Below are 25,954 nucleotides of genomic sequence, written 5' to 3'. Positions count from 1 at the left end.
GTCGTTGGCGGCCTCGCCCAGGTCCGAGCCCCATTTGAACGTGCAGGTCACCACCGACAGGCTGTCCTTGGAGATCGAGGTGATCCGGTCCAGGTTCGACACGATGCTGAGCCGGTCCTCGATCACCTTGGTGACGTTCGATTCCACGTCCCGGGCGTTGGCCCCCGGGTAGTAGGTGATGACCGAGATGGCCGGAGGGTCGATCCGGGGCAGGAGGTCGATGTCGAGCCGGGGCAGGCTCCACAGCCCGAAGAGAAGGAGCGCCAGGAGGCCCATGAGGACGGCCACGGGCCGCCGGACCGAAAGGGACGGCAGGCTCATGGCGCTACTCCCCCAACCGCTCGGTCACCCGCACCGGGGCGCCGGTGCGCACCACGCCCTCCCCCCGGACCACCACGTCCTCCCCCGGTTCGAGGCCCGAGCGCACCTCCACCCGCTCCCCCAGGGCGAGGCCGGGTTCCACGTCCCGGCGCTCGGCCTTGCCCTCCGGGGTCACGACGTACACGAACCACACCCCGCTTCCCGGGATCTTTCGCAGGGCGTCCCGCGGCACGGTGACGCCCTGGTGGCTTCCCACCTCGATCCGGGCCCTGGCGAACATGCCGGGCCGGAGCGGGGTGCCCCGGGCGGGCAGGACGATCTCCACGTCGCCGGTGTGGGTCACGGGATCGAGCCGGGGAAGCACCCGGGACACCTTGGCCTCGAACCACCGGTCCCCCAGGGCGTCCACGGCCACCCGGGCCGGCTGGCCCGCCCGCACCCGGGGCACGTCGGCCTCGGCCACCTGGGCCCTGAGCTTGAGCCGGTGGAGCCGGGCCACGGTGAGCACGGGCCGGCCCCCGACGGTGTCGCCCGGGTCCACGCGGCGGGCGGTCACCGTGCCGTCCCAGGGAGCCGACACCACGTGGTACGAGAGCCGGAGCTCGAGTTCCTCCAGGCTCTTGGCCAGGGCGGCCCGCTCGGCATCCAGGGCGGCCCGCTCGGCCCGGGCCACCTTGAGTTCCGCCTCCACGTGGTCGAGCTGCTGGCGGGGGCTCACCCCCCGTTCGAACAGGGTGCGAAACCGTTCGGCGTCGGTCTCCAGGAGTCCGATCCGGGCGTCCAGGGCCCGGGCCTTGGCGTCCAGCGCGTCGATCCGGGCCTTCACCCCCTCGATCTGGGTGCGCACGAGCTCGTCGTCGAGGCGGACGAGCACCTGGCCCTTTCGAACCCGGTCCCCCTCGTCCACGGTCACCTCGGTCACCGTGACCCCGGCCACCCGGGGCACGAGGTCGGCCGTCTCAAAGGCCTCGAGGGTGCCGGTGCCCTCCACGGTCTCCACGATCCGCTCGGCCCGGGCCGGGGCCACGGCCACCGGCACCGCCTCCTGGGCCGCGGCGGACGCCGCCACCAGCCCCACCGCCAGTACCACGCCCGCGATGCGCTTCATCGGCTCATCCCTCCCCACACCAGCCGGGCCACCAGGGCCGGCCGGCCGGACAGTCGGTCGGTTCGGTCGGCGTTGAGGTCGTGCTCCACGAGCCCCCAGAGCGTGCTCAGGAAAAACACGGCCGCGTCCTCGCCCGTGATCCCCGGCCCCAAGCGGTCGGCGTGCCCCTCCAGGAACCCGGCGACCCGGTCCCGGTGGGCCTGGATGCGGTCCCACAGGGCCGCGCCGATCACCTGCCGGAACGCCACCCGGCTCCCGAGGGTCTCCTGGGCCACGGCCCGGCACACGAGGGGTTCGGCCACCACCCGCTCCACGGCCGCCCGGGCGTAGGCCTCCAGGGCGTCGGGCAGCCGGGCCGCGGGGTCCGAGAGCACCTTCTCGGTGGCCTCGAACACCCCGGTCAGGAACCGGTCCACCATGGCCCGGAACAGATCCTCCTTGCTGGGGAAGTGCTTGTACAGCGTGCCCACGCCCATGCCGGCCTCCCGGGCGATCTCGGCCATCTGGGCGCCGGAAAACCCCCTTTCGGCGAACCGGCGGGCCGCCACCGCCAGGATCCGCTCCCGGGTCTCATCCAGGGTGCTCATGGGGATGCCTCCGTTCGAATGAAGATTCGAACGGAGATTCTGGGCCGGGGTGGCGCCGAAGTCAAGGGGCTTGCGGTGGGGCGGGAGGGGGCGAAGCGATCCCGAGGGCGTTCGGGGGCGGCCACCGTACCAGGGGCCAGAAGACAGAAGACAGAGGACAGGGGTTTGCTGACTATCCTGGGTAAGCCCCCGGCTCTGCCGGGGGACTCCCAGAGTTTGACAGTTCCCGGAGTATGCCGTTGTTCATTGCCCGTCGGCTCCACTCCCCGGGGATTCCGGTTCGGCTGGGGTCCATATTGCTGGGGGCAAGCGAGATGTTTGGGTTCAAAGGGTTTTGACTTTCCGGTTGCGATCAAGCCCCTTCGAGAGGCCAGCAACCGCAAGCCCCCGGCTTTGCCAGGGGTACCTGACATCTGTCCTCTGAATTCTGACCCCCGGTACGGCAGCCGCTCCCGCATGAGATGACACGGAAATCCCGAAGGGGTTCAGCCGCCGAGTGCCCCCGCGGACCCTACATCGAACCCGAGGCATTGGTTTGCCGCAACGAGATCCGCACCGTGGGCGGGTCCACCCGCACCGCCGAGACCCCGGGCGGGGTTTCGACGTTCTGGGGCCCGATCTGGAAGGTGCGGCGGCCGAGGCGGGCCAGCACGGCGTCCACCCGCACCTTCACCGCGTCCGGGGTGAGTCGCTCCACGGCCCGGCGCTTGCCCTGCACGACCACGGTCACCTCGGGCGGGGTCACGGATTCGAGTTCGTAGCCGGCGGGGAGGTTTTCGAACAGCACGGCAACCTTTCGCTCCGCCTCCACGATCTCGCCCCCCGGCCCGATGGCGGTCCAGGACACGAGGGCGAGCACCACGGCGGCCAGGGCAAACGGCCATTCCCGGCGGGCGCGGGCCCGCCACCGGTGGAGCTCGGGCCCCGGGCCCATCTCGGCAAAGAACTCCCGCAACACCCCGGCGAGTTCCTGGGGCCCGGCCAGGGTGCGAAGCTCCCCGTTTCGTGCCACGGACACCGTGCCCTTCTCCTCCGAAACCGCGACCACCAGGGCGTCGGAGCGCTCCGCCAGGCCCAGGGCCGCGGCGTGGCGGGTGCCGAACTCCCGGAGCCGCTCCGACTCCGCCGAGAGCGGCAGCCGGACGGCGTAGCGCTCCACCCGGTTGCCCCGGAGGATCACCGCCCCGTCGTGGCCGGGGGAGTGGGGATCGAACAGGCTGAGGAGCAGAGGTTCCGAGAGGACGGCGTCGAGATCGATCCCGCCGGTCAGGTGCCGGCCCAGGGGCTCCCGGCCCGGGAGCACGATCAGTGCGCCGGTGCTGGTCTGGGCGAGGCGGCCCACCGCGCGCACGAGGCTTTGGACGACGGGATCGGTGGGGTGGGCGGCCTTGCGGCGGGGGAGGCCCCAGGAGCCGAGGCGATCGAGGAGCCGCCGCAGGTCCGACTGGAACACGACCACCACGAGCACGAGGAACGCGGCCGACACCACCTGGAACAGGCGGGCCGTGAGGAGAAGCCCCAGCGCGTTCGCCCCGAGGTACACGGCCCAGAGCACCACGAGGCCCACGAAGGCCGAGATGGCCCGGGTCTGGCGGAGCCAGGCCAGGACCCCCCAGTAGAGGAACGACGCGAGGAGGATGTCGAGGACATCCCTCCACCCGATCACGAGGTCAGCGCTCATGGCCGTGGCATCTCCGCGGCAAGCGTGGTCAGCGGTTTACGGTTGGCGGCCCCCCGTTTCGCTCCCCGGCGGCCCCGGCGCTTCCCCCGATCGGGGGTCCGCGGGGGCCGGAGCCTCCCGGAGCGCGGGCTTCCCCTCGGCGGCGTGGTCAAAATACCGGCGGGTGGGGTACGCGAAGTCGATCCGCGGTTCGGCGGCAAAGGCCTCCAGAATGGCCTCCCAGAGGGCCTGCTCGGTTCCGCGCCGGCGCCGCGGCTCGCAAAGGTACCGGATCGTGAGCAGCACGCCGCTGTCGCGGACCGCCGTGTACACCGTGGGCGTAAGGGCCCCGTACCGGATCATGTAGCGCCGGGCCGCGGCCCGCAGCTTTTCCTGGGCCGCCGAGCCCAGTTGCCCGGCGTGGGTGCGGGCGATCTCGAGGAGGATCTCCTTGGCCCGCCTCCAGTCGCTTTCGAAGGTCACGAGCACGGGCAGTTCGTTCCAGATGTACCGGAACCCCTTATCGTAGTTGGCCACGGCCTCGCTGAACACCCTCCCGTTCGGGACGTGGACGATCCGGCCCGTGCTCTGGTCGGCCTCCACCCATCCCCCGATCTCCAGGAGGGTGAACTGGAAGATCCGGATATCGATCACGTCGCCCGCGACCGCGCCGATCTGGATCCGGTCGCCCACCTCGAAGGGCCTGCGCCACACGAGAAACAGCCACCCGGCCAGGTTCACCAAGAGGTCGCGCAGGGCGATGGCCACGCCGGCCGACAGAAGGCCGAGCACCGTGGCGACCGACTGGAACCCCCGGATCCAGATGCGGCCCACGAGCAGCACCCCCAGGGCGGCAGCCGCATAGGCGGTCCCCTTTCGCCAGTGGTAGAGCTTGTCGGGGTCGTCCACGCGCCGGTCCACGAGGCGCAGCACCGTCCGGCGCAGGGCCCAGAGCCCCAGGACCACGCCGGCGGTCACGGCGAGGTCCCACGCCACGCCGGGGGGCAGGGGAAGCGCCTCGAAAACCGAACGCAGCCGTTCGACCATGGGGGAGTTCACTCCCCCTCGGCCCGGAGCCAGGCGATGCCGTACGGCGGAAGCTCCAAACGCAGCGTTCCGTCGCGCACCTCGGCGCGGGTCCCGGAAAGGAGGTCCGTCCAGCACGTTGGGGGTTCACCCAGCTTCTCGGCGGGAACCTCCAGGGCGAGGGGCCGCGCCACCACACTCGTCACCGCCAGGAGTCTCCGTCCCGATGTTGGGGCGCGGCGCAGCACGGCGAACACCTCCTCGCCGAGGTCCAGGACCTCCTGGGAGGCGTTGGGGTGGAACTCCGGCGCCGAGGTCCTCGCCTCCAGGAGCCGCCGGAACCCGGCGAGAACCTGGTGCTGCCGGGTCGTGGGGTCCCGGAACCACCGCTCCAGCACCCCGTGGTAGATCTCTTTGCGGTTGATGGCCCGCGGTTCGGCCCCCCGGGCGATGGCCTTGGAATCGTTCTTCGCGCCGAAAAGGCTCGGCAGGTAGATCCCCGGCACCCCCCGCAGCGCTAAGGCCACCGACCGGCTGGCGAGATACCGGGCCACCTGGAGGTCCCGGGACTCCCCGCCGCGATCCCGGTTGAGGGCGCTCCACCAGGTGATGTTGAGCTCGTAGGGGCTGAGGGCGCCGTCTTCCGCCTGGCGCTGGGAGACGAGTCCGCCGTGCTCCCGGCAGCGCTCCACGAGAAACCCGATCTCCTCGTCCGGCAGGATGCCCCTAGCCCCGAGAAGGCCGATGCCGTCGTGGGACGAGAGGAAGTTGAGATAGTTGGCCGTGTCGGAGGGGTACTCGAGCCCCGCCGCCCAGCGGGTGAGGTGGCGGCTCGTGCCGCGCAGGAAGGCGTGGAGGACCAGGGGCGGCAGGGCGAAGTTGTAGACGAGCTGGGCCTGGTCCGTGCCGTCGCCGAAGTAGCGCACGTTCTCGGCGTGGGGCACGTTGGTCTCGGTGATCAGGGCCACCTCGGGCGCCACCACGTCGAGGGCGGCCCGGAGGAACTTCACGAGGGCGTGGGTCTGGGGCAGGTTGGCGCAGGAGGTGCCGATGGCCTTCCACACGTAGGTCACCGCGTCGAGCCGGACGAGCTCCGCCCCGTGGACCAGGTAGTTGAGGAGGATCTCCAGCACCCGGAAGAGCACCAGCTCGTTTCGGAAATTGAGGTCCACCTGGTCGCGGCTGAACGTGGTCCACACCCAGCGCGTGCCGTGGATCGTGGGAAACGCGCTCAGGAGCGGGGTGGGCCGGGGGCGGAGAACCTTGCGGAGTTCCGCCGGCGGGATCGCGTCGGGCCGGGAGAACGCGATGAACATCGCGTCGTACCCGGGCCTGCCGTTCAGGAACCGCTGGAACCACCGGCTCTTGGCCGACACGTGGTTGAACACCCCGTCGAACATGAGCCGGAAGTCACCGGCCAGGGCTTCCACGTCCTCCCAGGTGCCCAGCCGGGGGTCCACCTGGTCGTAATCCAGAATCGAGAAGCCCCGGTCCGACGAGTACGGGAAGAACGGCAGGATGTGAACCGTGTTCACGAGACCCCGCAGGTGCTCCGTCAGGAATTGGCGCAGGGCCTCCAGCGGGCGGAGCTTCCGGTTGATGAGGAGATCTCCGTAGGTGATCAGGATCACGTCCCGCTGGTCGAACCGGGTTTCCGGCCGGAACCCGTGCACCGCCTCCTGGGCCTCGGGGGTTCGGTGGGCGAAATACACCCGTAAAATCCGCGTGACCTCGGGCATGGCGGTCCGGGCGCGCCTGGGGCCGTAGAGAAAGGCGAGGAGGTCCTCCAGGCGCCGTTTTTGCCCGGGCGTCAGATCCAGGAGGGGGCGGGTGTAGTCGGGCTCCGGAAGGTGGAGGAGCGTTCGCGGCCGCGGCATGGTCAGGTCGGTCTCGGCACTCGCGGTAGGGGGGATTGTCGCCGGTAGGATAGCACGCCCAGCGGCGGGGGCGTACCGCTCCGCGGGCGCGCGAGCCAAAAAAGAGGCCCCGCTTTCGGCGGGGCCTCTTCGTGGAATCGGTGAATCAGCCAGGGGACTACGCGGTCCCCTCGATGATGCGCAGTTGGGGCGCCTCCGGGTCTTCGGAGGTCCAGACCTTCTCCTCGGACTCCTCGGAGGCCACGAACCGAGACACCTCCCGGATCCGGACCTCGCCCAGATCGAGCTCTTCCTGCAGATACCGGAGCACCTCGGCGGGGCTCGTGTTGCCGCAGGTGAACACGTCCAGGGCCACGAGGCCGTCGTCGGCGTAGCTGTGGGCCGACACGTGGCTCTCGTCGAGGAGCACCATGGCGGTGAACCCCGGCGGGGAGTTGTGGCCGAAATGATAGCGCACCTGGGAGATCACGTTGGCGCCGGCCCGGGTGGCGGCCCGGGCCATGGCCTCGAGGAACCTCTTGTCGTCGAGGCACACCTCCCGGCTCACGTTCCAGCAATCGACGAGAAGATGGCGGCCCTTGCCCTGGTTCATGGCGCGACCCTCCGTGCTTGGGGCCCCGTGGGGGCAACGAGGTGCGGTGGAAAGCCGCGCCATTATAGGGATGGGGCCGGCGGTGTAAAGAAAAAAACGAAAGGCCTGAGCCCCCGGACCGAGCCGGACGGAAAACCCTAAAACTCCAGTCGGTTGCGGCAAGGTTCCCCGGGCCTCCCGGAACCCGGGCGGCGCCCGGGGCCCGGGGGTGGCGGCCGTTGTCGGTTCCGGCGCCCTGTGTTAGGTTTCGCCGGTTCCAATCCTGCGCTTGCCGCACCGGAGGGAGGAGGGTCGCCGTGCGCTGGGTCGTGTTGGTCCTGTTCGCGTATCTCCTGGGGTCGGTGCCCACGGGTCTCGTGCTCGCCAAGGCCTTCGGATTGGGGGATCCCCGCCGGGCCGGGTCGGGGAACATCGGGGCCACGAACGTCGGCCGGACCCTGGGCAAGAAGTGGGGCGTGGTGACGCTCGTGGGCGACGCCCTCAAGGGGTTCATCCCCACGGCCCTGGCGCTGGGAGCGTTTGGCTCCCCCTGGGCCGTGGTCACGGTGGGGTTCGCCGCCTATCTCGGGCACCTCTTCCCCCTGTACCTCGGATTCCAGGGCGGGAAGGGCGTTGCCACCGGCCTCGGCGTGTTCCTGGCCTTGGCGCCGGGGAGCGTGGTGTGGGCGGCGTTCGTGTTCGCCGTGCTCGTGTGGCGGTTTCGTTGGGTGAGTTTGGGAAGCTTAGGGGCGGCCGCGGCCCTGCCGCTGATCCTGGCCTACGCCGACCACCCCCTGTCGGTGGTCGTCCTCGGGCTCGCGGTGGGGGCGCTCACGTTCTGGAAGCACCGGGACAATATCGAGCGGCTCCTCGACGGCACCGAGCACCGCCTGGGGCAGCCGGGATGAGCGCCGGGGATCTGCGCCGGTTGCCGGCGGTGGAACGGGTGCTCCAGCACCCCCGGGTCAAGGCCGCCGTGGAGGCGGGGGAGGTGCCGAGGCCGGTGGCGACCGATGCCGCACGGGAGGTGCTTGCCGCGGTGCGCGAGGAGGTGCGGGCGGGCCGGGGCGACGTCCCGGACCTCGACGCGGTGGCGAACCGGGTTCTCGACCGGGCCCGGGAGCGCACGGCGGCCCGGCTCGTGCCGGTGATCAACGCGACGGGGGTGGTGCTCCACACGAACCTCGGGCGGGCTTCTCTGGCCCTCGAGGCCCGGCGGGCCCTCGAGGTCGCCGCCGGGTACTGCAACGTGGAGTTCCGGCTCGCCACGGGCGAGCGGGGCCACCGCCACGAGGTGGTGGAGGCGCTCCTCCGGGAACTCACCGGGGCCGAGGCCGCCTGCGTGGTCAACAACAACGCCGCCGCCGTGCTCCTGGGGCTCGCCGCCCTCGCACGGGGTCGCGAGGTGGTGGTGAGCCGGGGCGAACTCGTGGAGATCGGGGGCTCGTTCCGGATCCCCGAGGTGATGGAGCAGAGCGGGGCGGTGCTCAGGGAGGTGGGCACCACCAACAAGACCCATCTCCGGGACTACGAGCGGGCCATCGGGCCCGAAACCGCCCTGCTGCTCAAGGTGCACACGTCCAACTACCGGATCCTGGGGTTCACGGCCTCGGTCCCCGCGGCCGAGCTCGTGGGCCTGGCGCGCCGCAACGGGCTCGCGGTGATGGAGGACCTGGGGAGCGGGTGCCTGGTGGACCTCGCGCGCGCCGGCATCGAGCCCGAGCCCACGGTGGGGGAGGCGTTGGCCGCCGGGGTCGATCTCGTCACTTTCTCCGGCGACAAGCTCCTCGGGGGACCCCAGGCCGGCATCCTGGTGGGGCGGCGCGAAGCCGTGGAGGCCTGCGCCCGGCACCCCCTGATGCGGGCCCTGCGGCCCGACAAGCTCACCCTGGCCGCCCTGGAGGCGACCCTGGCCCTCTACCGGGATCCGGTGCGGGTGTGGGAGCGGGTGCCGGCGCTCCGGATGCTCTCGGGGCCCGTTTCGGAGTTGGAGTCGCGGGCCGAACACCTGGCCGGAGCGATCCGGGCCCGGCTGGGCGGGGCGGCCGAGGTCCGGGTGGCCGCCGACGTCTCCCGGGTGGGGGGCGGGGCGTTGCCGCTGGCCGAGATTCCCACCCGGGTCGTGGAGATCCGCCCCTCGGACGGGGGAACGGCGGAGCTCGAGGAGCGGCTCCGGAGAGGGCGGCCGCCGGTGGTGGGCCGGGTGCGGGATGGGGCCCTGGTGCTGGACCCCCGCACCGTGGCCCCGGAACAGGAGGAGGCCCTGGTGGAGGCGGTGGCGGAAGCGGCTAGGCGGCTAGGCGGCTAGGCGGCTGGGCGGCTGGGCGGCTGGGCGGCTGGGCGGCTGCCCGGCGCGTGGTTGTTCGGCGCACTGGCTTCCCAGCTTTCCGGCTTTCCAGCCAGAAGAAAGGAGGTCTGCCGTGCAGAAGAAATGGATCGCGTTGGGGGCCGTGGTTCTGGCCGTTCTCCTTTTGTACGGGTGGGTCAAGGGCACCTACAACGGCCTCGTGGCAGCCGAGGAGGCCGTGGCCAAGGCCTGGGCCGACGTGGAGAGCACCTACCAGCGGCGGGCCGACCTGATCCCGAACCTGGTGGAAACGGTCAAGGGCTACGCCACCCACGAGAAGGAGGTCCTAACCCAGGTCACCGAAGCCCGGAGCCGGGTGGGCCAGATCCGCGTGGACGCCCGGGGGCTGGCGCCCGAGGCCATCGAGCGGTTCCAGAAGGCCCAGCAGGGCCTGAGCGGGGCGCTCTCGCGGCTTTTGGCGGTGGCCGAGCGATACCCGGACCTCAAGGCGAACCAGAACTTCCTCGACCTCCAGACCCAGCTCGAAGGCACCGAGAACCGCATCGCCGTGGCCCGCCGGCGGTACAACGAGGCCGCCCGGGCCTACAACACCCGGATCCGGTCGTTCCCGGCGAACCTGTTCGCCCGGGCGTTCGGGTTCGAGCCCAAGCCGTATTTCCAGGCGGAAGAGGGCGCCGAAGCGGCGCCCAAGGTGAAGTTCTGACGTGGTCGCCGGTCGCCGGTCCCCGGTCTTCAGTCGGTGGGGGATGCCCGGGGCGGTGTGCGCGCTGGTGCTCCTCGCCTTCGCCCTCGCCGCGGCCGGCCTCGAGGTGCCCCCGCGGCCCCTGGGGAGGGTGAGCGATTTCGCGGGGCTTCTGAAGCCCCAGGAGCGGGCCCGGATCGAGGCGAGGCTCGCGGAGATCGAGCGGACCACGTCCAACCAGTTCGCGGTCGCCATCTTCCCGAGCCTCGAGGGGGAGGACCTGGAGGACTTCTCCATCCGGCTCGCCGAGGCCTGGAAGATCGGCCAGAAGGGCCGGGACAACGGGGTGATCCTCCTCGTGTTCCTCGAGGAGCGCAAGGTGCGCATCGAGGTGGGCTACGGCCTGGAGGGGGCGATCCCGGACGTCCTGGCCGGCCGGATCATCCGCGAGGTGCTGGCCCCCCGGTTCCGGCAGGGCGACTACGCCGGCGGCATCCTGGCCGCCGTGGACGCCCTGGACCGGGCGAGCCGGGGGGAGTTCACGCCGGCGGCCAAGCCGGAGCGATCCCAACGGGTGCCGCCCTTCGTGGGGGTCCTGCCGTTCGTTCTTTTTGCGATCTTCTTCCTCTCGGCCGTGGCCCGGTCCCGTTCGACCCACATCGGGGGGCGGCGGGTGAGGCGGGGCGGGTTCTGGTGGTTCGGGCCGGGCGGCGGGTTCGGGGGGGGCGGCTTTGGCGGGGGCGGCGGGTTCGGTGGCGGGGGGGGAGGTTTCGGGGGCGGCGGCGCGAGCGGAGGGTGGTGAGCCATGGCCGAGCGGAAGAAAAGGCCCGCGGCCTTTTTGACCCCGGAGGAGCGCGCGGCGGTGGAGGAAGCCATCGCCGAGGCCGAGGGGACCACCAGCGGGGAGATCCGGGTGGTGATTTCCCGGAGCGCCAAGGGCGACCCCCTCGAGGCGGCCCGAAAGGCGTTCGTCCGGCTCGGGATGCACCGGACCCGGGAGCGGAACGGGGTTATCATCCATCTCGCCACAGCCGACCGGAAGTTCGCGATTTACGGCGACGAGGGCGTCCACCGGATCGTCGGGCAGGAAGGGTGGGAGCGGATCCGCGACGGCATGGCCGAGCGGTTCGCCCGGGGTGCGTTCGGCGAGGGCCTCGTCTACGCCGTGCGGGAGGTGGGAAAGGTGCTGGCCCGGCACTTCCCCTGGCGCCCCGACGACGTGAACGAGCTCCCGGACGAGGTCGTCGAGGAGGATTGACCCCCGGCGGCGGGAGGAACCACGGAGGGAGCGGTTTCGTGTGGCCCCGAGGAAGGGCTTGCTCTGGACAAAGTGGGTCACGGGCCCTGGAGGCTCTTGGTGTATACCTGGGCCATCGCCCTAAGACCGCCGGCCTGAAACGGGGGGCTAGAGAACGCCGAACCCTTCCCCATTCCCGATTCCCCACCCCCCACGGAGGCGTCCCATGGCAACCCACGAAATTCTGAAGTTCCAGTTCGAGGACGTGCTCGACCCCAAGACCCGGGAACTGTGCGCCCTGGCCGCCGCGGCGGCCGGCGGATGCGCCCACTGAACCCAGATGCACTTCGCGGGCGCGAAGAAACAAGGGGCGACCGAGGCGGAGATCCGGCAGGTGCTGGCCATGGCCATGATGGTGGGGGCGGCCCGGGTGCGGAACTTTGTGACGGAAACCCTGGGGGTGGGGCTCAAACCGGGGGAGCCGGGGGAATGACCCCAGCGATTCCGCTCGCCGCGATCCTGGCCGGGGGGAAATCCCGCCGCATGGGCCGGGACAAGGCCCCCATGGAGTTTCTGGGAGTCCCGCTGATCGAACGGGTCTGGCGGGTGGCGACGGCGGTGGCCCAGAAGGTGATCGTGGTGGGCGGAGCGGGGTACCTGGCCGACAAGGGCGTGCCCACCGTGCCCGACCGATTTCCCGGGGCGAGCGCCCTGGGGGGCGTCGCCACGGCGCTGGGCTGGGCCCGGGAGGAGCTGGGGCCGGGGACCTGGGTGCTCTGCCTCGCGTGCGACCTCCCACTCGTCCGGCCGGAACTCCTCTCGCTCCTCTGGGATCTGCGAGACGAGGCGCAGGTGGTGGTGCCCCGGGTCGAGGCCGGGTACGAGCCCCTGGTGGCCCTTTACCGGGAGGACGGCTTGGGGGTCTTGGAGGAGCAGATCCGGGGTGGGGATCTGAGCATCCTCCGGGCGTTTCCCCGTTTGCGCACCGTGGAGGTGGGGGAGGAGGTCCTGCGCCGGGCCGACCCGGAGTTGCGCTCGTTCCTGAACCTGAACCGGCCCGAGGACGTGGAAAAGGCCCTGCGGTTGGCTACGCGGATCGGCGGTGCCGGTGCCAGTGGTCCAGGTACCTCTCCCCCTGGCGGCGCCAGTCGGCAATCCGCCGGGTGAGGAACCGGAGAATGGGGGGGAGGGGGTTGCGTCTCAACCAACGACTCCGCAGCATGGTAGACCGTCCGTCGCCGTCGCGATGGTGGTTTGCGGAACCTTTAAAATGCAGGGATCGTGCCCGCGCCTTCCATCCGCAATGGCAAGAATAGGGTAATCCGTTTCCCAAAGAGGGAAAAGTCCCGGAGCACCCACCCGCCGGAGGGCGGGGTTCGGGGTGCAGGGTTCGGTCACTCCTCGGGGGCCGGAGGGGGCGATGCCGCGGCCGGGCCGTAAGGCCCGCAGGAACGCCGGTCGCGGCTTGGAAGCTCCCCAGGGCCCCTTCGGGGCCCCCCCTACGCAGGACAGTACCGTCCGAGTCAGGGTTTAGGGTGGGAGCGGCGTCCACGCCGCCATCCGGGCCGAAGGCCCGAAAGAAAGGACGTCGCGGCTTGGAAGCCGCTCCCACAGGTTGGCCGACGCGATGACGCCGGAATCCCCAAGGTTCTTAGCCGCCTAGCTGCCGCGCAGCCCAGCCGCTTAGCCGAAGTTACTTGGAAGCCGCTCCCAGGGGCTGGGACAGCTGCTGGCGCTGGAATCCCAAAGGATTTTGGCGCCCTAGCATCCCAGCCTCCTAGCGTCCTAGCGGCCGTCTTCTAGCCGTTTCGCACGAGCTGAGGGTTGACAGCCCTCATGGGAGTTCACTATAGTCCGCTTTTCGCTCGAAACGGTGGGCCCTACGGGGCCGTTGGTCGGAGGAATGGAAAGCCATGTACGCAGTGATCCGTACCGGTGGAAAGCAGTACCTCGTGGGGCAGGGGGACTTCCTCAAGGTGGAAAAGCTCCCGGGGGACGTCGGGGAGCAGGTGGTGTTCGAGGACGTGCTGCTCGTCAACGACGGCAGCGAGCTCAAGATCGGCAAGCCCGTGGTGGAGGGGGCGCGGGTGCGCGGCACCATCGTGGAGCAGGGCCGCGACAAGAAGATCATCGTGTTCAAGATGAAGCGCCGCAAGGGGTACCGCCGCAAACAGGGACACCGGCAGTACTACACCGGCGTCAAGGTCGAGGCCATCGAGACGGCCTGATCCGAGGAGGTGAGAGGACATGGCTCATAAAAAGGCAGGTGGAAGCTCCCGGAACGGCCGCGACAGCATCGGCAAGCGACGGGGCGTCAAGCGGTTCGGCGGCCAGACGGTGCGGGCCGGCAACATCCTGGTGCGGCAGCTCGGCACGAAGTTCAAGCCCGGCAAGAACGTGGGGTGCGGCCGCGACTACACCCTGTTCGCCCTGGTGGATGGGGTGGTCAAGTTCGAGACCAAGGGCCGCGACCGGCGCGTGTACGTGAACGTGATCCCGGCCGAGGAGGCGGCGTCCTAGGGGGCCCCTCCCGGACCCGACGATCGAGGTTTCGAGGCCCGGACAGGGAGTTCCCCGTCCGGGCTTTCGTTCATTGGGGCTCCGGGGGGCGCTGACCGACGACCGAGAACCGCTTCCAAGTCACTCCCCGCTGGGACGCTAGGAGGCTGGGAGGCTGGGAAGCTAAAATTCTTTGGGATTCCAGCGTCAGCGGCTGCCGTATCAGGGGCCGGAATTTAGAAGTCAGAGGTCAGAGAACCCCCTGTCCTCTGTCGTCTGTCTTCTGGCCCCTGGCATGGTCTTCGGTTCCGTGGTCCAGACGGCCGCGGCGCACCGTCTGGCCGAGGCGGAAGCTATTGTTTTTGCGAACAGACCGCGCCTCGCGGCCTACGGAGCTTCCATGAAATTCATCGACGAGGTGGAACTCACGCTGGCCTCCGGCAACGGGGGCGCCGGGTGCGTGTCGTTCCGAAGGGAAAAATTTGTTCCCCTTGGAGGCCCCGACGGCGGCGATGGCGGACGGGGCGGCGACGTGGTGCTCGTGGCCGAGCCGCGGCTCACCACGCTCCTCGATCTGCGGCATCGAAGGGTGCTCCGGGCCGAGAACGGCCGGCCGGGCATGGGGTCGGACCGCACCGGCCGCAGCGGCCGGGATCTGGAGGTACGGCTCCCGGTGGGCACCGTGGTGCGCGACGCCGAGACGGGCGAGGTGCTGGCGGATCTGGTGGAGCCCGGCCAGCGGGTGGTGCTCCTCAAGGGCGGCCTCGGGGGAAAGGGGAACGCGCGGTTCGCCACGCCCACCAACCGGGCGCCCCGGTACGCCCAGCCCGGCACCCCGGGGGAGGAGCGGCGCGTCCGGCTCGAGCTCAAACTCCTGGCGGACGTGGGGCTCGTGGGATTCCCGAACGCGGGGAAGTCCACCCTGATCTCCCGGATCTCGGCGGCCCGGCCGAAGATCGCCGACTACCCGTTCACCACCCTGGTGCCCAACCTGGGCGTGGTCCGGTGGGCCGAGGAACGCTCCTTCGTGGTGGCCGACATCCCGGGCCTCATCGAGGGGGCGCACCGGGGGGCGGGGCTGGGGATCCGGTTCTTGAAGCACGTGGAGCGCACCCGGCTTCTTCTGCACCTGGTGGATCCCACCCAGGGCGATCCGCTGACCCTCTACCGGGCCGTGCGGCGGGAGCTCGAGGCCTTCAGCCCGGATTTGACCGAAAAGCCCGAGCGGGTGGTCGTCACGAAAGCCGATCTCACGGAGGTGCGCGAGGCCCTGCCCGCGATCCGGGGGGCGTTCGCGGCCGAGGGGGTCGAGGTGCGGGCGATCTCGGCGGTCACGGGCGAAGGGGTCCGGGAGCTGGTGGTGGAGACCGGCCGGGCCCTGGAGGAACTGGAGCGGCCCGCGGGCGGGGAGGAGTGAGCCGGCCGGCGGCCGCCGGGATCCGCCCGCTTTCCAGTCTACCGGGTTTCCAGCTTTCCAGCAGAGACGAACAGGAGCAACGCCTTGAGCAGGAACCGTTTGGCCGAGGCGCACCGGGTCGTGGTCAAGGTCGGGAGCCAGGTGCTCACGGGCCCCGACGGGCGACTCGATCGCCGCGTGTTCGAGATGCTGGCCGACGACATCGCCGCGGCGAGGCGGCGGGGGAGCGAGGTGGTGCTCGTGAGCTCGGGGGCAGTGGCGGCCGGCATGGGGCGGCTCGGGCTCGAGCGCCGGCCGGGCACGATCCCCGAGGTGCAGGCACTGGCCGCGGTGGGACAGATCCACCTGGTCGGGCTGTACGAGGAGGTGTTTCGGCCCCACGGGATCCCCGTGGGCCAGGTGCTCCTCACCCGCGACGACCTGGAGAGCCGCCGCCGGTACCAGAACGCCAAGACGGCCCTCCTGGCGCTTCTGCGTCTGGGGGCCGTGCCGGTCATCAACGAGAACGACACCGTCGTGGTCGAGGAGCTCAAGTTCGGCGACAACGACAACCTCTCGGCCCTCGTGACGAATCTGGTCGAGGCCGAGGCCCTGGTGATCCTGAGCGACATCGAGGGGCTTTTCGACCGCGACCCCAAGGTGCACCCCGACGCCCGGCTCGTGGAGCGGGTGGACCGGGTGGACGAGACGGTGGAACGGTTCGTCGGCCGGTCCCGGTCCCGGGTGGGCACGGGGGGCATGGCCACAAAGCTCATCGCCGCCCAACGCGCCACCCACGGCGGCGCCGCGGTGGTGATCGCCTCGGGCAAGGCGCCCCACGCCCTCCGGCGGATTCTCACCGGCGAGCCGCTGGGCACGTTCTTCGCGCCCCAGGCCGACCGGCTGCGGCGCCGCAAACACTGGATCGCCTACACGGTCCAGCCGGTGGGCCGGATCCGGGTGGACGCGGGGGCCGTGCGCGCCCTGGTGGACGGCGGAAAGAGCCTCCTTCCCAAGGGGGTTGTCGGCGTGGAGGGCCAGTTCGAACGGGGCGACGCCGTGGTGGTCGAAGGGCCCGGCGGGGAGGAGGTGGCCCGGGGCCTCGTGGCCTACAGCGCCGAGGAAGTGCGCGAAATCGCGGGGTTGGCTTCGTGGGAGATCGCTGATAGACTCGGCTACACCTTCGGGGACGAGGTCATCCACCGGGATGACCTCGTCGTGTTCCGGGAGCCCGCGTTCGGGGCGGGGGCGCCGGCGGGCTCCGAGAAGAGGGAGTAGGACATGGCGTTGCGCGACGATCTGGTGGCGATGGGGCAGCGGGCCCGGAGGGCGAGCCGGGAACTCGCGCGCCTTTCGAGCCGGGTGAAGGACGAGGCCCTGCGGGCCATGGCCGACGGGCTCGAGGCAGCGCAGGCCGAGCTCCAGGCCGAGAACCGCAAGGACCTGGAGGCCGCCGAGCAGGCCGGGCTCTCGAAGGCCATGATCGACCGGCTGACCCTGTCGGACGCGGTGATCGCCTCCATGGCCCAGGGGTTGCGGGAGGTGGCGGCCCAGACCGACCCGGTGGGCGAGGTGGTCCGGATGTGGAAGCGGCCCAACGGGCTTCTGGTGGGCAAGCAGCGCATCCCCCTCGGGGTCATCGGCATCATCTACGAGTCGCGGCCCAACGTCACGGCCGACGCGGCCGGGCTGTGCCTCAAGGCCGGGAACGCCGTGATCCTGCGGGGCGGCAAGGAGGCGATCCACTCGAACCGCGCCATCGCGAAAGTGCTCGGCCGCGCCGCGGCGTCGGCCGGGGTGCCGGAGGGCGCGATCCAGGTGGTGGGGGTGACCGACCGGGAGGCCGTGCTCGAGATGCTCCGCCTGGAGGAGTACATCGACCTCATCATCCCCCGGGGCGGGGAGGGCCTGATCCGGTTCGTCACCGAGAACAGCCGCATCCCCGTCATCAAGCACTACAAGGGGGTGTGCCACGTGTTCGTGGACGCCTCGGCCGACCTGGACGCCGCCGAGCGCATCGTGCTCAACGCCAAGTGCCAGCGCCCCGGCGTGTGCAACGCCCTCGAGACCCTGCTGGTGCACCGGGACGCGGCTGAGGCGTTCCTCCCGCGGATCGGCGCGGCCCTCACGGCGGCCGGGGTGGAGATCCGGGGCTGCCCCGAGACCCGGCGGTGGATTCCCGACGCCCGGGAGGCCACGGAGGACGACTGGTACGCCGAGTACCTCGACCTCGTCTTGGCCGTGCGGGTGGTGGACGGGCTGGACGCCGCCATCGACCACATCGAGCGCTACGGCAGCCTCCACACCGAGGCCATCGTGACCCGCGACTACGCGAACGCCCAGCGATTCGTGCGCGAGGTGAACTCCTCGGTGGTGGCCGTGAACGCCTCCACCCGGTTCAGCGACGGCCAGCAACTCGGCCTCGGGGCGGAGATCGGCATCTCCACCACCAAACTCCACGCCTTCGGGCCCATGGGCGTGGAGGATCTCACCACCACGAAATTCGTCATCTTCGGCGAAGGGCAGGTGCGTGAGGGCTGAGGCGCCCCCGCCGGACCGGCCGGGGGGCATCGGGGTGTTCGGGGGCACCTTCAACCCGGTCCATCTGGGGCATCTCCGGGCGGCGGAGGAGGTGGCCGATGCCCTCGGACTCGAACGGGTGTGGTTCGTCCCGGCCCGGATTCCCCCCCACAAGGGGGCCGAGGGGCTCGCCCCGGCGGAGGCCCGCCTGGAGTGGCTTCGGGCGGCCGTGGCCGACAACCCCCGGTTCGGGGTGTCGGACCGGGAACTCCGGAGGGAGGGGCCGAGCTACACCGTGGACACGCTCACCGAGTGGCGGGCTGAGGTGGGGCCCGACCGTCGCCTGTGGTTTCTCCTGGGAGCCGACGCATTCCGGGAGATCCACACGTGGCACCGTTGCCCGGAGCTCTTCGCCCTGGCCGATCTGGCCGTGATGCGCCGTCCACCGGACGAGGGTCCCCTCGGACCGCCCCGGGCCCTGGAGAGCGATTTCGAGGCCACCCCCCACGGGTTCCAACACCGCTCGGGCCGGGAGGTGCGGATCGTGCGGGTGACCCCGCTGGACATCTCCTCGTCCTCGATCCGGGACCTGGTCGCCCGGGGGCGCTCGGTGCGCTACCTCGTGCCCGAGCCGGTGCGCGTGGTGTTGGAACGGGCGGCCCGGGAGCATCCTGTCTGGTTTTTCGGGAGTGGGACATGACCGACGAAGAGATCCTGGAGCGCGTGATGATCTGCGCGGCGGCCGCGGCGGAGAAGCGCGGGGCCGACCTCGCGGTGCTCGACGTGCGAAAGCTCGCCGGGTTCACCGATTACTTCCTGATCGTGAGCGGATCCAGCGACCGGCGGGTCCAGTCCATCGCCGAAGGGGTGCTCGACGCGATGAAGGAGCGGGGGGTGCGGCCCCTGGGGGTCGAGGGAATCCGCGAGGGGCGGTGGGCGCTTCTGGATTTCGGGGACTGGGTGGTCCACGTGTTCTACGAGGACGTGCGCCAGGAGTTCGGGCTCGAGGATCTGTGGTTCGACGCGCCCCGGGTTCCGGTGCCCGGAGAGATCCTCCATCCGAAGCGGGAGTCGGCGCCGTGAGCGAACCACGGGTTGCCGTGGTGGGCGCCGGGGCCTGGGGGACGGCCCTGGCCACGGTGCTGGGCCGCAAGGGGATGCTGGTGCGGCTGTGGGTGTACGAGGCTGACCTGGCCGAGCGCATGGCCTCCACGCGGGAGAACGACCTCTACCTTCCGGGTCACCGGATTCCCGACCCGGTGGAACCCACCGCCGATCTGGAGACGGCCGTGTCGGGGGCCGAGGTGGTGGTGAGCGTCACCCCCTCCCAGGTGGTGCGGCAGGTCATGGGCCGGGCGGCCCGGTGGGTGCGGCCCGACGCATGGGTCGTCACGGCCTCGAAGGGCATCGAGATGGGCAGCCTCCGGCTCATGCACGAGGTGTTGGCCGAGGTGCTTCCCGAGGGGATGGAGGGCCGAATCGCGGCCCTTTCGGGCCCCTCGTTTGCGGCCGAGGTGGCGAAGGGCATGCCCACGGCGGTGAGCCTCGCGTGCCGCGATGCCGAAGGCGCGGCACGACTCCAGGCCCTGTTCTCCGACGCCCGGTTCCGGGTGTACACCCTCGACGACCTGGTGGGGGTGGAAACCGGGGGGGCGCTCAAGAACGTGGTGGCCCTGGCGGCCGGCATCTCCGACGGCCTGGGGTTCGGCCACAACAGCCGGGCGGCCCTGATCACCCGGGGTTTGGCGGAGATCAGCCGACTGGGGGTCGCCCTGGGGGCGAATCCCTTGACCTTCCTTGGGCTTGCGGGCATGGGGGACCTGGTGCTCACCTGCACGGGGGGGCTCTCCCGAAACCGGACCGTGGGCCTTCGGCTCGGCCGGGGAGAGGCCCTGGATTCCATTCTGGCCTCCATGCGGGCCGTGGCCGAGGGGGTCAAGACCACGGGTGCGGCCGTGGAACTCGCCCGCCGCAAAGGGGTCGAGATGCCGATCGCCGAAACCGTCCAGGAGGTGCTGGAGGGGCGGTTGGCGCCGGCCGAGGGGGTGGAGCGGCTGATGGGCCGGCCGGCCAAGCGGGAGTTCTGGGACCTGGAGACGCCCCCGGCATGAGGGGGGTGTTCCTGACGTTCGAGGGCGGGGAGGGCACCGGGAAGAGCACCCAGGCCCGGCTCCTGGCGGAGCGACTCTCCGAGGCCGGGTGGCGGGTGAGGCTCACCCGGGAACCCGGCGATACGCCCCTGGGCAGGACCCTCCGGAAGATCCTCCTGACGCCGAGCGGCGATCCGCCCTGCCCGTTGGCCGAGTTGCTCCTCTACGCGGCCGACCGCGCCGAGCACGTGGAGAAGGTGGTTCGGCCTGCCCTCGAGGCGGGGGAGATCGTGATCTGCGACCGGTTCGCCGACGCCACCGAGGCCTACCAGGGCTGGGGCAGGGGGCTCGACCTCGGGCAGGTGCGGGCCCTGAACCGGCTGGCGGCCGGGGGGCTTGTGCCGGACCGGACCGTGCTCCTCGATCTGGATCCCCGGGAGGGGGTGGCGCGGTCGCTCCACGGAGTGTCCGGCCCCGGGGCGGAGATCCGGTTCGAGCAGGAGAAGCCGGAGTTCCACGACCGGGTTCGCCGAGGGTACCTGGCGATCGCGGCCCGGGAGCCCGGGCGGGTGCGGGTGGTGGACGCCGGCGGCACCCCGGAGGACGTGGCGGCCCGGGTGTGGGCGGCGGTGGCCGACCTGTTCCAGGGAAAGAGGGGGTAAAGTGGGGTTCGACCGGATCGTGGGCCACGAGCGCCCTTTGCGGGTGCTCCGCCGGAGCCTTTCGTCCGGGCGGATCCCCCACGCCTATCTGTTTTGGGGGCCGAGCGGTATCGGGAAATCGCTGGTGGCCCGGGAGGTGGCCCGGGTGCTGCTGTGCCGGTCTGAAGAAGCTCTCGGCCGGGCCGAGGCCTGCGGGGCGTGCCGGTCCTGCGGCCGGCTCGACTCGGGCACCCATCCCGACCTGCACGTGCTCGAGGCCGGGGGCGCAAGGGTGGGGGTGGACGAGGTGCGCGGCCTCCAGGAGGCCCTTGCCTACCGGGCTTTTGAGGGCGGCCGGCGGGTTGCTATACTCCCGGACGCCGCCCGGCTCACCCGCGAGGCGGCCAACGCCCTCCTCAAGACGCTGGAGGAGCCGCCCGAGGGGGTACACCTGATCCTGATCGCCAGCCACCGCGAACAGCTCCTTCCCACGGTGGTGTCCCGGTGCCAGGGGATCCGGTTCGACCCGCTCGACGATGCCGCGGTGGAGCGGGTGCTCGTGGGGTGCGGCATCGACGGGGCCGAAGCTCGCCGGCTCGCCGGCATCGTGGCCGGGCGGCCGGGCCGGGTGCTCGCACGGGGCGTGGGCGAGTTCCTGGAGTTCCTCGGGGAGGTCGAGGCGGCGGCCGACCGGTGGGATCGGGGAGGCGCCGGCGAGGCGCTGCGGCTCGCGGCCGAGTGGGCCCGGGCCCCCGACCTTCGGCAGCGCCTGGAGTTGCTCCAGTCGGTCGTGGCCGAGCGGATTCGCCGGCTCGGCAACGATGTGGAAACCTGGATCGACCGGCAGGCCGGGGTCACCCGGGTCCTGGGCTGGCTCGATCGAAACGTGAACGCGCAGCTCGCCCTCGACGCCCTGTTTCTGGGGCTCGCCGGGCGGGATTGGGAGGACCATTGGCTCGGGTCGTAGGAGTTCGGTTCAAGCGCGCCAGCCGCGTGTACCATTTCGATGCCGACGGCGTGGAGTGCGACGTAGGCGACTGGGTGGTGGTGGAGACGGAGCGGGGCATGGCCCTGGGGCAGGTGGCGAGCCCCCCGCGGGACCTCGATCCCATGCCCGGCCAGACCTTTAAGAAGGTGCTCCGTCAGGCCAACGAGCGCGACATCCTGAGGTACGAGCAGAACTGCGAGCTCGAGGGGTACGCCTTTCAGGTGTGTCTCGAGAAGATCCGGGAGCGGGGGCTCCCGATGAAGCTCGTGGACGTGGAGTACCTGTTCGACGGCTCGAAGGCCATCTTCTACTTCACCGCCGAGCAGCGGGTGGACTTCCGGGACCTCGTCCGGGAGTTGGCCCGGGAGTTCCACGTCCGCATCGAGATGCGCCAGATCGGGGTGCGCGACGAGGCGAAGCTCGTGGGCGGGGTGGGGCCGTGCGGCCGGGAGCTTTGCTGCGCCACCTGGCTCACCGATTTCACCCCGGTGAGCGTGCGCATGGCCAAGGAACAGGACGTGGCCCTGAACCCCACGAAGATCTCGGGGGTGTGCGGCCGGCTCATGTGCTGCCTGGGGTACGAGCACGCCCAGTACAAGAAGGCAGCCAAGAAGTTCCCGCGGGTCGGGAAGTCCGTGGAGACGTCCCGGGGCACGGGCAAGGTGATCCGGCGCAACGTGCTCGAGGGCACCTTCGTGATCCAGACCCGGGACGGCGCGGTCGAGATCGACGTCGAGGAGTGGGGGAGGCCGAAGGCCGAACCCACCGGGACCCCTTCGGCCCCGCAGGAGGGGTCGAAGGAGCGAACAACGCCCAAACGGCGCCGGGAGCGCGCGCCCGGGCCGCCGGAGCCCCGCAGGTCGCCGGAACCTAGCCAGCCCGGGAAGAAGGGAGACGAGAAGGCCGAGGAGACGGGCCCGCCGAAGACGGGCACGAAACGCCGCAGGCGCCGGGGGCGGCGCGGACCGAAAAAGCCAAAGGGGTGATCATGGCGAAAACGTTCTATGTGACGACGCCCATCTACTACGTGAACGACGTGCCCCATATCGGCCACGCGTACACCACCGTGGCCTGCGATGCCCTGGCCCGGTACAAGCGGGCGGCCGGGTTCGACGTCCTGTTCCTCACGGGCACGGACGAGCACGGCCAGAAGGTGCAGAAGGCGGCGGCGGAGCGAGGGGAGCGGCCCATCGACCTGGCGAACCGGGTGGTGACCCGGTTCCAGGACCTCTGGAAAACCCTCGAGATCTCCAACGACCGGTTCATCCGGACCACCGAACCGGCCCACCGCCGGGCGGTGGAGGAACTCTTCCGGCGGGTCCAGGCCAACGGCGACATCTACCTCGGGGAGTACGAGGACTGGTACTGCACCCCCTGTGAGACGTTCTGGACCGAGAACCAGCTCATCGAGGGCACCTGCCCCGACTGCAACCGGCCCACCGAAAAGCTCAAGGAGCCGAGCTACTTTTTCCGGATGTCCCGGTACCAGGACGCCCTGCTCAAGCATATCGAGGAGCACCCGGAGTTCATCCAGCCCGTGAGCCGGCGCAACGAGATCCTGTCGTTCGTCCGGGAGGGGCTGCGGGACCTTTCCATCTCCCGCACGAGCTTCTCCTGGGGGATCCCGGTGCCCGGCGACCCCAAGCACGTGATCTACGTGTGGTTCGACGCGCTCACCAACTACATCACCGGGGCCGGGTTCCCCGACGACCCCGAGCGGTTCGAGCGGTACTGGCCGGCCGACGTGCACGTGATCGGTAAGGACATCCTGCGGTTCCACGCCGTGTATTGGCCCACGTTCCTGCTGAGCGCCGGGCTCCCCCTGCCGAAGAGGGTGTTCGCCCACGGCTGGTGGACGGTCGAGGGCAAGAAGATGTCCAAGAGCCTGGGGAACGTGGTGGACCCCGGGGCCATCGCGGCCGAGTACGGGGTGGACGCGTTCCGCTACTTCCTCCTGCGGGAGGTCCCGTTCGGGCTCGACGGCGATTTCAGCCGCGACGCCCTGGTGCACCGGATCAACTCCGATCTGGCGAACGACCTGGGAAACCTGGTGTCCCGGGTGCTCGCGATGGTGGGGAAGTACCGGGACGGCGTGGTGCCCCGGGTGCTCTCGTTCGGCACCGAGGGGGTGGACGAGGGGCTCCGGGAGGCCCTGGCCACGTGCCTGGAGCAGGTGGACGCGGCCATGAACGACCTCGCGTTTCATCGGGCCCTCATCGCCGTGTGGGAGTTCGTGGGGGTGGTCAACAAGTACGTGGACACGACCGCGCCGTGGTCGCTGGCCAAGGTTCCCGAACAGGCGGCCCGGCTCGACCAGGTGCTGTACAACGCCTGCGAGGCCCTGCGGGCCGTGGGACTCCTGGTGTTCCCGTTCCTGCCCCACACGGGCCGGGAGATCTGGCGTCGGCTCGGCATGACCCGCCGGGCCGACGAGGGCCACCTGGAGGAGCTCCGGGAGTGGGGCGGGCTGCCGGCCGGGGTGCGTACCGAGAGGGGCCCCAGCCTCTTTCCGCGGATCGAGGCCCGGTGATCGTCGACACCCACGCCCACCTCACCCTGGAGGGGCTGCGGGACGACCTCGTGGGGGTCCTGGACCGGGCCCGCCGGGCCGGGGTGGGCGCGATCATCACCGTGGGAATCGACCCGGACGACAGCCGGGCCGCGGTGGAACTCGCCGAGCGCACCCCCGGGGTGTGGGCCACGGTGGGCGTGCACCCCCACGACGCCGCCCAGGTCACCGAGGCCGACCTGGATGTCCTGGCCGACCTGGCGCGTTCGGAAGCCGTGGTGGCCTGGGGCGAGATCGGGCTCGACTACTTCCGGGACCGCTCGCCCCGGGACCTCCAGCAACGCCGGTTCCGCGACCAGCTTCGCCGGGCCCGGGAACTCGGGCTCCCGGTGGTAATCCACGACCGCGACGCCCACGCCGACGTCGTGCGCACCCTCCGGGAGGAAGCGGGCGAGCTCCGGGGGGTGTTCCACTGCTTCTCCGGGGACTGGGACCTCGCCCAGGAGGTGCTGGGCATGGGGTTTTTCCTCTCGATCCCCGGCACCGTGACGTACCCCAAAAACGACCGGCTCCGGGAGGTGGTGGCCCGGGCGCCCCTGGAACGGCTCCTCCTGGAAACCGACTGCCCGTTCCTGGCGCCCCAGCCCAAGCGGGGGAAGCGAAACGAGCCGGCCTACATCGTGTATACCGCGGCCGAGGTGGCCCGGATCCGGGGGCTTTCGGTGGACGACGTGGCCCGCATCACCACCCGGGCCAGCCGGGAGCTCTTCGGGGTGGGGGAGGTGGAGGGGAACCCGGTCGCGTACCCGATCCGCCGGAGCCTGTACCTCAACGTCACGAACCGGTGCACGAACCGGTGCGCCTTCTGCCCCAAACACCGGGCGCCCGTGGTCAAGGGCCACGACCTGGCGCTTACCCACGAGCCCTCGGCCGAGGAGATCCTCGACGCGGTGGAGGCCCGGGGCGGGCCCGGGGCCTGGGACGAGGTGGTGTTCTGCGGGTTCGGCGAGCCGCTCCTGCGGCTCGAGCTGGTGAAGGAGGTGGCCCGGGAGCTGCGGCGGCGGGGCGCGCGGCGGATCCGGGTCAACACCGACGGGCTGGCGAGCGCGGTGCACGGTCGAAACGTCCCCGCCGAGCTCGCGGGGCTGGTGGACGCCGTGTCGGTGAGCCTCAACGCCCCCGACGCCGAGACCTACGAACGGCTCTGCCGGCCTGGCGTCGAAGGCGCCTACGAGGCCGTGCTCGGGTTTTTGCGGGAGGCCCGGGAGCACATCCCCGAGGTCACGGCCTCGGTGGTGGCCGTGCCGGGACTCGACCTGGAGGCCTGCCGCCGCCGGGCCGAGGAGCTGGGGGTCCGGTTCCGGGTGCGGCCGTACAACGAGGTGGGATGAGCGCCCGACGGGCCGCCGGAACCGGCCGCCCCGAGGGGCGGTTTTTTGTTGCCGCGAACGGCGCCGGGGGGCGGGCCCCCGGCCGCCGAGCGGCCCAGCCAAGGACGTGTTCCGGAACTCTCGGGAAGCTCCGGTAGACCGCGGCGCGGCCCGCTCACAAGAACAAAAGGTTTCCGCACCCGGTCAGACGGGACACTCCGCAGCCCGGACCACGGGACCGAAGACCGTGCCAGGGGCCAGAAGACAGACCACAGAGGACAGGGGGTTCTCTGACCTCTGACTTCTAAATTCTGGCCCCTGATACGGCAGCCGCTGACGCTGGCATCCCAAAGGATTTTGGCGTCCTAGCGTCCTAGCATCCTAACGTCTTAGCAGGAAGGTACCTGGAAGCGGAGGCATCTCAGAGTAGAGTCCAGACACGTGGTGTAAGAAGGGCATGGGCCCTTGCAAACGAAAAGACCACCGCGTCATCCTCCAGAGCCGTAGCGGTCAACCTGCGGCAAGGAGGGAAGACACGATGGTCGACGTCAATGAAGAGGCCCG

At 70.8% G+C, this 25,954-nt stretch carries 27 protein-coding genes; 20 read left to right on the top strand and 7 right to left on the bottom strand.

The annotated features are described in order from the left end of the window. The 7 genes from ACY0I8_RS07740 to speD form a co-directional block, all read right to left on the bottom strand. A partial coding sequence (locus tag ACY0I8_RS07740) for an efflux RND transporter permease subunit (protein WP_461394298.1) occupies positions 1-321 on the bottom strand: 321 nt, incomplete at its 3' end. Positions 322-325: 4 nt separating this feature from the next. After that, positions 326-1,429 carry an efflux RND transporter periplasmic adaptor subunit gene (locus ACY0I8_RS07735; RefSeq protein ID WP_461394297.1) on the bottom strand — a complete coding sequence of 368 codons (1,104 nt, stop codon included), beginning with the start codon at positions 1,427-1,429 and terminating at the stop codon, positions 326-328. Continuing rightward, positions 1,426-2,016, bottom strand: a complete 591-nt coding sequence (locus ACY0I8_RS07730) for a TetR/AcrR family transcriptional regulator (protein WP_459940502.1) — start codon at positions 2,014-2,016, stop codon at positions 1,426-1,428. The genes ACY0I8_RS07735 and ACY0I8_RS07730 overlap by 4 nt, the downstream gene beginning before the upstream one ends. A gap of 511 nt (positions 2,017-2,527) precedes the next feature. Then, complete coding sequence (locus tag ACY0I8_RS07725) at positions 2,528-3,697, bottom strand: diadenylate cyclase (protein ID WP_459940501.1); 1,170 nt, start codon at positions 3,695-3,697, stop codon at positions 2,528-2,530. Between the two features lie 36 nt (positions 3,698-3,733). After that, positions 3,734-4,723: a mechanosensitive ion channel family protein gene (locus tag ACY0I8_RS07720; protein WP_459940500.1), complete on the bottom strand. Its 990-nt coding sequence runs from the start codon at positions 4,721-4,723 to the stop codon at positions 3,734-3,736. Positions 4,724-4,731: 8 nt separating this feature from the next. Further along, positions 4,732-6,579 (bottom strand): alpha-amylase family glycosyl hydrolase, encoded by a 1,848-nt coding sequence (locus ACY0I8_RS07715; protein ID WP_459940499.1) that lies wholly within the window; start codon positions 6,577-6,579, stop codon positions 4,732-4,734. A gap of 157 nt (positions 6,580-6,736) precedes the next feature. Then, positions 6,737-7,171: an S-adenosylmethionine decarboxylase family protein gene (gene speD, locus ACY0I8_RS07710; protein ID WP_459940498.1), complete on the bottom strand. Its 435-nt coding sequence runs from the start codon at positions 7,169-7,171 to the stop codon at positions 6,737-6,739. A gap of 296 nt (positions 7,172-7,467) precedes the next feature. Here speD and plsY point away from each other — a divergent pair, with 296 nt between their 5' ends. The 20 genes from plsY to ACY0I8_RS07610 all read left to right on the top strand — a co-directional run bounded on the left by plsY (position 7,468) and on the right by ACY0I8_RS07610 (position 25,411). Continuing rightward, a complete protein-coding gene (plsY, locus tag ACY0I8_RS07705) occupies positions 7,468-8,058 on the top strand; it encodes a glycerol-3-phosphate acyltransferase (protein ID WP_459940497.1) in 591 nt (196 codons plus the stop codon). Next, positions 8,055-9,458 carry an L-seryl-tRNA(Sec) selenium transferase gene (gene selA / locus ACY0I8_RS07700; protein WP_459940496.1) on the top strand — a complete coding sequence of 468 codons (1,404 nt, stop codon included), beginning with the start codon at positions 8,055-8,057 and terminating at the stop codon, positions 9,456-9,458. Before plsY ends, selA begins: the two co-directional genes overlap by 4 nt. A gap of 112 nt (positions 9,459-9,570) precedes the next feature. Beyond that, the gene (locus tag ACY0I8_RS07695) at positions 9,571-10,161 is read left to right on the top strand and encodes a LemA family protein (protein WP_459940495.1); all 591 of its coding nucleotides are present in this window, start codon (positions 9,571-9,573) and stop codon (positions 10,159-10,161) included. Between the two features lie 43 nt (positions 10,162-10,204). Beyond that, positions 10,205-10,942, top strand: a complete 738-nt coding sequence (locus ACY0I8_RS07690) for a TPM domain-containing protein (protein ID WP_459940494.1) — start codon at positions 10,205-10,207, stop codon at positions 10,940-10,942. Positions 10,943-10,945: 3 nt separating this feature from the next. Next, positions 10,946-11,398: a TPM domain-containing protein gene (locus ACY0I8_RS07685; RefSeq protein WP_459940493.1), complete on the top strand. Its 453-nt coding sequence runs from the start codon at positions 10,946-10,948 to the stop codon at positions 11,396-11,398. Between the two features lie 205 nt (positions 11,399-11,603). Further along, positions 11,604-11,870 (top strand): carboxymuconolactone decarboxylase family protein, encoded by a 267-nt coding sequence (locus tag ACY0I8_RS07680; protein ID WP_459940492.1) that lies wholly within the window; start codon positions 11,604-11,606, stop codon positions 11,868-11,870. Continuing rightward, positions 11,867-12,544 carry a molybdenum cofactor guanylyltransferase gene (gene mobA / locus ACY0I8_RS07675; RefSeq protein WP_459940491.1) on the top strand — a complete coding sequence of 226 codons (678 nt, stop codon included), beginning with the start codon at positions 11,867-11,869 and terminating at the stop codon, positions 12,542-12,544. Before ACY0I8_RS07680 ends, mobA begins: the two co-directional genes overlap by 4 nt. Positions 12,545-13,290: 746 nt before the next feature. Further along, positions 13,291-13,605 (top strand): bL21 family ribosomal protein, encoded by a 315-nt coding sequence (gene rplU, locus ACY0I8_RS07670; protein ID WP_459942978.1) that lies wholly within the window; start codon positions 13,291-13,293, stop codon positions 13,603-13,605. Between the two features lie 19 nt (positions 13,606-13,624). Continuing rightward, positions 13,625-13,897, top strand: coding sequence for a bL27 family ribosomal protein (gene rpmA, locus ACY0I8_RS07665; RefSeq protein ID WP_459942979.1), 273 nt, complete (start codon positions 13,625-13,627; stop codon positions 13,895-13,897). Between the two features lie 379 nt (positions 13,898-14,276). After that, positions 14,277-15,293, top strand: coding sequence for an Obg family GTPase (gene obgE / locus ACY0I8_RS07660; RefSeq protein ID WP_459942980.1), 1,017 nt, complete (start codon positions 14,277-14,279; stop codon positions 15,291-15,293). 84 nt (positions 15,294-15,377) lie between these two features. Further along, positions 15,378-16,550 (top strand): glutamate 5-kinase, encoded by a 1,173-nt coding sequence (proB, locus tag ACY0I8_RS07655; RefSeq protein ID WP_459942981.1) that lies wholly within the window; start codon positions 15,378-15,380, stop codon positions 16,548-16,550. 3 nt (positions 16,551-16,553) lie between these two features. After that, the gene (locus ACY0I8_RS07650; protein ID WP_461394296.1) at positions 16,554-17,813 is read left to right on the top strand and encodes a glutamate-5-semialdehyde dehydrogenase; all 1,260 of its coding nucleotides are present in this window, start codon (positions 16,554-16,556) and stop codon (positions 17,811-17,813) included. Next, positions 17,803-18,492 carry a nicotinate-nucleotide adenylyltransferase gene (nadD, locus tag ACY0I8_RS07645; RefSeq protein ID WP_461394295.1) on the top strand — a complete coding sequence of 230 codons (690 nt, stop codon included), beginning with the start codon at positions 17,803-17,805 and terminating at the stop codon, positions 18,490-18,492. The genes ACY0I8_RS07650 and nadD overlap by 11 nt, the downstream gene beginning before the upstream one ends. Next, positions 18,489-18,875 (top strand): RsfS/YbeB/iojap family protein, encoded by a 387-nt coding sequence (gene rsfS / locus ACY0I8_RS07640; RefSeq protein ID WP_459942984.1) that lies wholly within the window; start codon positions 18,489-18,491, stop codon positions 18,873-18,875. The genes nadD and rsfS overlap by 4 nt, the downstream gene beginning before the upstream one ends. Then, positions 18,872-19,903: an NAD(P)H-dependent glycerol-3-phosphate dehydrogenase gene (locus ACY0I8_RS07635; RefSeq protein WP_459942985.1), complete on the top strand. Its 1,032-nt coding sequence runs from the start codon at positions 18,872-18,874 to the stop codon at positions 19,901-19,903. Before rsfS ends, ACY0I8_RS07635 begins: the two co-directional genes overlap by 4 nt. Positions 19,904-19,908: 5 nt before the next feature. Next, entirely contained in the window at positions 19,909-20,544 is a 636-nt protein-coding gene (tmk, locus tag ACY0I8_RS07630) for a dTMP kinase (RefSeq protein WP_461394299.1), read from the top strand. A gap of 1 nt (position 20,545) precedes the next feature. Continuing rightward, a complete protein-coding gene (holB, locus tag ACY0I8_RS07625) occupies positions 20,546-21,490 on the top strand; it encodes a DNA polymerase III subunit delta' (RefSeq protein ID WP_461394294.1) in 945 nt (314 codons plus the stop codon). Positions 21,491-21,516: 26 nt separating this feature from the next. Beyond that, a complete protein-coding gene (locus ACY0I8_RS07620; RefSeq protein WP_461394293.1) occupies positions 21,517-22,497 on the top strand; it encodes a PSP1 domain-containing protein in 981 nt (326 codons plus the stop codon). A gap of 2 nt (positions 22,498-22,499) precedes the next feature. Beyond that, positions 22,500-24,041, top strand: coding sequence for a methionine--tRNA ligase (gene metG / locus ACY0I8_RS07615; protein ID WP_461394292.1), 1,542 nt, complete (start codon positions 22,500-22,502; stop codon positions 24,039-24,041). Continuing rightward, entirely contained in the window at positions 24,038-25,411 is a 1,374-nt protein-coding gene (locus ACY0I8_RS07610) for a TatD family hydrolase (RefSeq protein ID WP_461394291.1), read from the top strand. Before metG ends, ACY0I8_RS07610 begins: the two co-directional genes overlap by 4 nt. The last annotated feature ends 543 nt before the right edge of the window (positions 25,412-25,954 follow it).

The sequence above is a fragment of the Deferrisoma sp. genome, assembly GCF_054681715.1.
Note: the sequence above shows the minus strand (reverse complement) of the source record. Positions and strands in the feature narration are given on the sequence as shown.

What these genes read in the sequence shown, in the direction of transcription:
- mobA (WP_459940491.1), top strand. Translation starts at nt 11,867, where the DNA reads ATGACCCCAGCGATTCCGCTCGCCGCGATCCTGGCCGGGGGGAAATCC.
- obgE (WP_459942980.1), top strand. Translation starts at nt 14,277, where the DNA reads ATGAAATTCATCGACGAGGTGGAACTCACGCTGGCCTCCGGCAACGGG.
- ACY0I8_RS07725 (WP_459940501.1), bottom strand. Translation starts at nt 3,697, where the DNA reads ATGAGCGCTGACCTCGTGATCGGGTGGAGGGATGTCCTCGACATCCTC.
- ACY0I8_RS07715 (WP_459940499.1), bottom strand. Translation starts at nt 6,579, where the DNA reads ATGCCGCGGCCGCGAACGCTCCTCCACCTTCCGGAGCCCGACTACACC.
- selA (WP_459940496.1), top strand. Translation starts at nt 8,055, where the DNA reads ATGAGCGCCGGGGATCTGCGCCGGTTGCCGGCGGTGGAACGGGTGCTC.
- metG (WP_461394292.1), top strand. Translation starts at nt 22,500, where the DNA reads ATGGCGAAAACGTTCTATGTGACGACGCCCATCTACTACGTGAACGAC.
- ACY0I8_RS07720 (WP_459940500.1), bottom strand. Translation starts at nt 4,723, where the DNA reads ATGGTCGAACGGCTGCGTTCGGTTTTCGAGGCGCTTCCCCTGCCCCCC.
- ACY0I8_RS07735 (WP_461394297.1), bottom strand. Translation starts at nt 1,429, where the DNA reads ATGAAGCGCATCGCGGGCGTGGTACTGGCGGTGGGGCTGGTGGCGGCG.
- rplU (WP_459942978.1), top strand. Translation starts at nt 13,291, where the DNA reads ATGTACGCAGTGATCCGTACCGGTGGAAAGCAGTACCTCGTGGGGCAG.
- ACY0I8_RS07730 (WP_459940502.1), bottom strand. Translation starts at nt 2,016, where the DNA reads ATGAGCACCCTGGATGAGACCCGGGAGCGGATCCTGGCGGTGGCGGCC.
- rpmA (WP_459942979.1), top strand. Translation starts at nt 13,625, where the DNA reads ATGGCTCATAAAAAGGCAGGTGGAAGCTCCCGGAACGGCCGCGACAGC.
- ACY0I8_RS07650 (WP_461394296.1), top strand. Translation starts at nt 16,554, where the DNA reads ATGGCGTTGCGCGACGATCTGGTGGCGATGGGGCAGCGGGCCCGGAGG.
- ACY0I8_RS07690 (WP_459940494.1), top strand. Translation starts at nt 10,205, where the DNA reads ATGCCCGGGGCGGTGTGCGCGCTGGTGCTCCTCGCCTTCGCCCTCGCC.
- rsfS (WP_459942984.1), top strand. Translation starts at nt 18,489, where the DNA reads ATGACCGACGAAGAGATCCTGGAGCGCGTGATGATCTGCGCGGCGGCC.
- speD (WP_459940498.1), bottom strand. Translation starts at nt 7,171, where the DNA reads ATGAACCAGGGCAAGGGCCGCCATCTTCTCGTCGATTGCTGGAACGTG.
- ACY0I8_RS07685 (WP_459940493.1), top strand. Translation starts at nt 10,946, where the DNA reads ATGGCCGAGCGGAAGAAAAGGCCCGCGGCCTTTTTGACCCCGGAGGAG.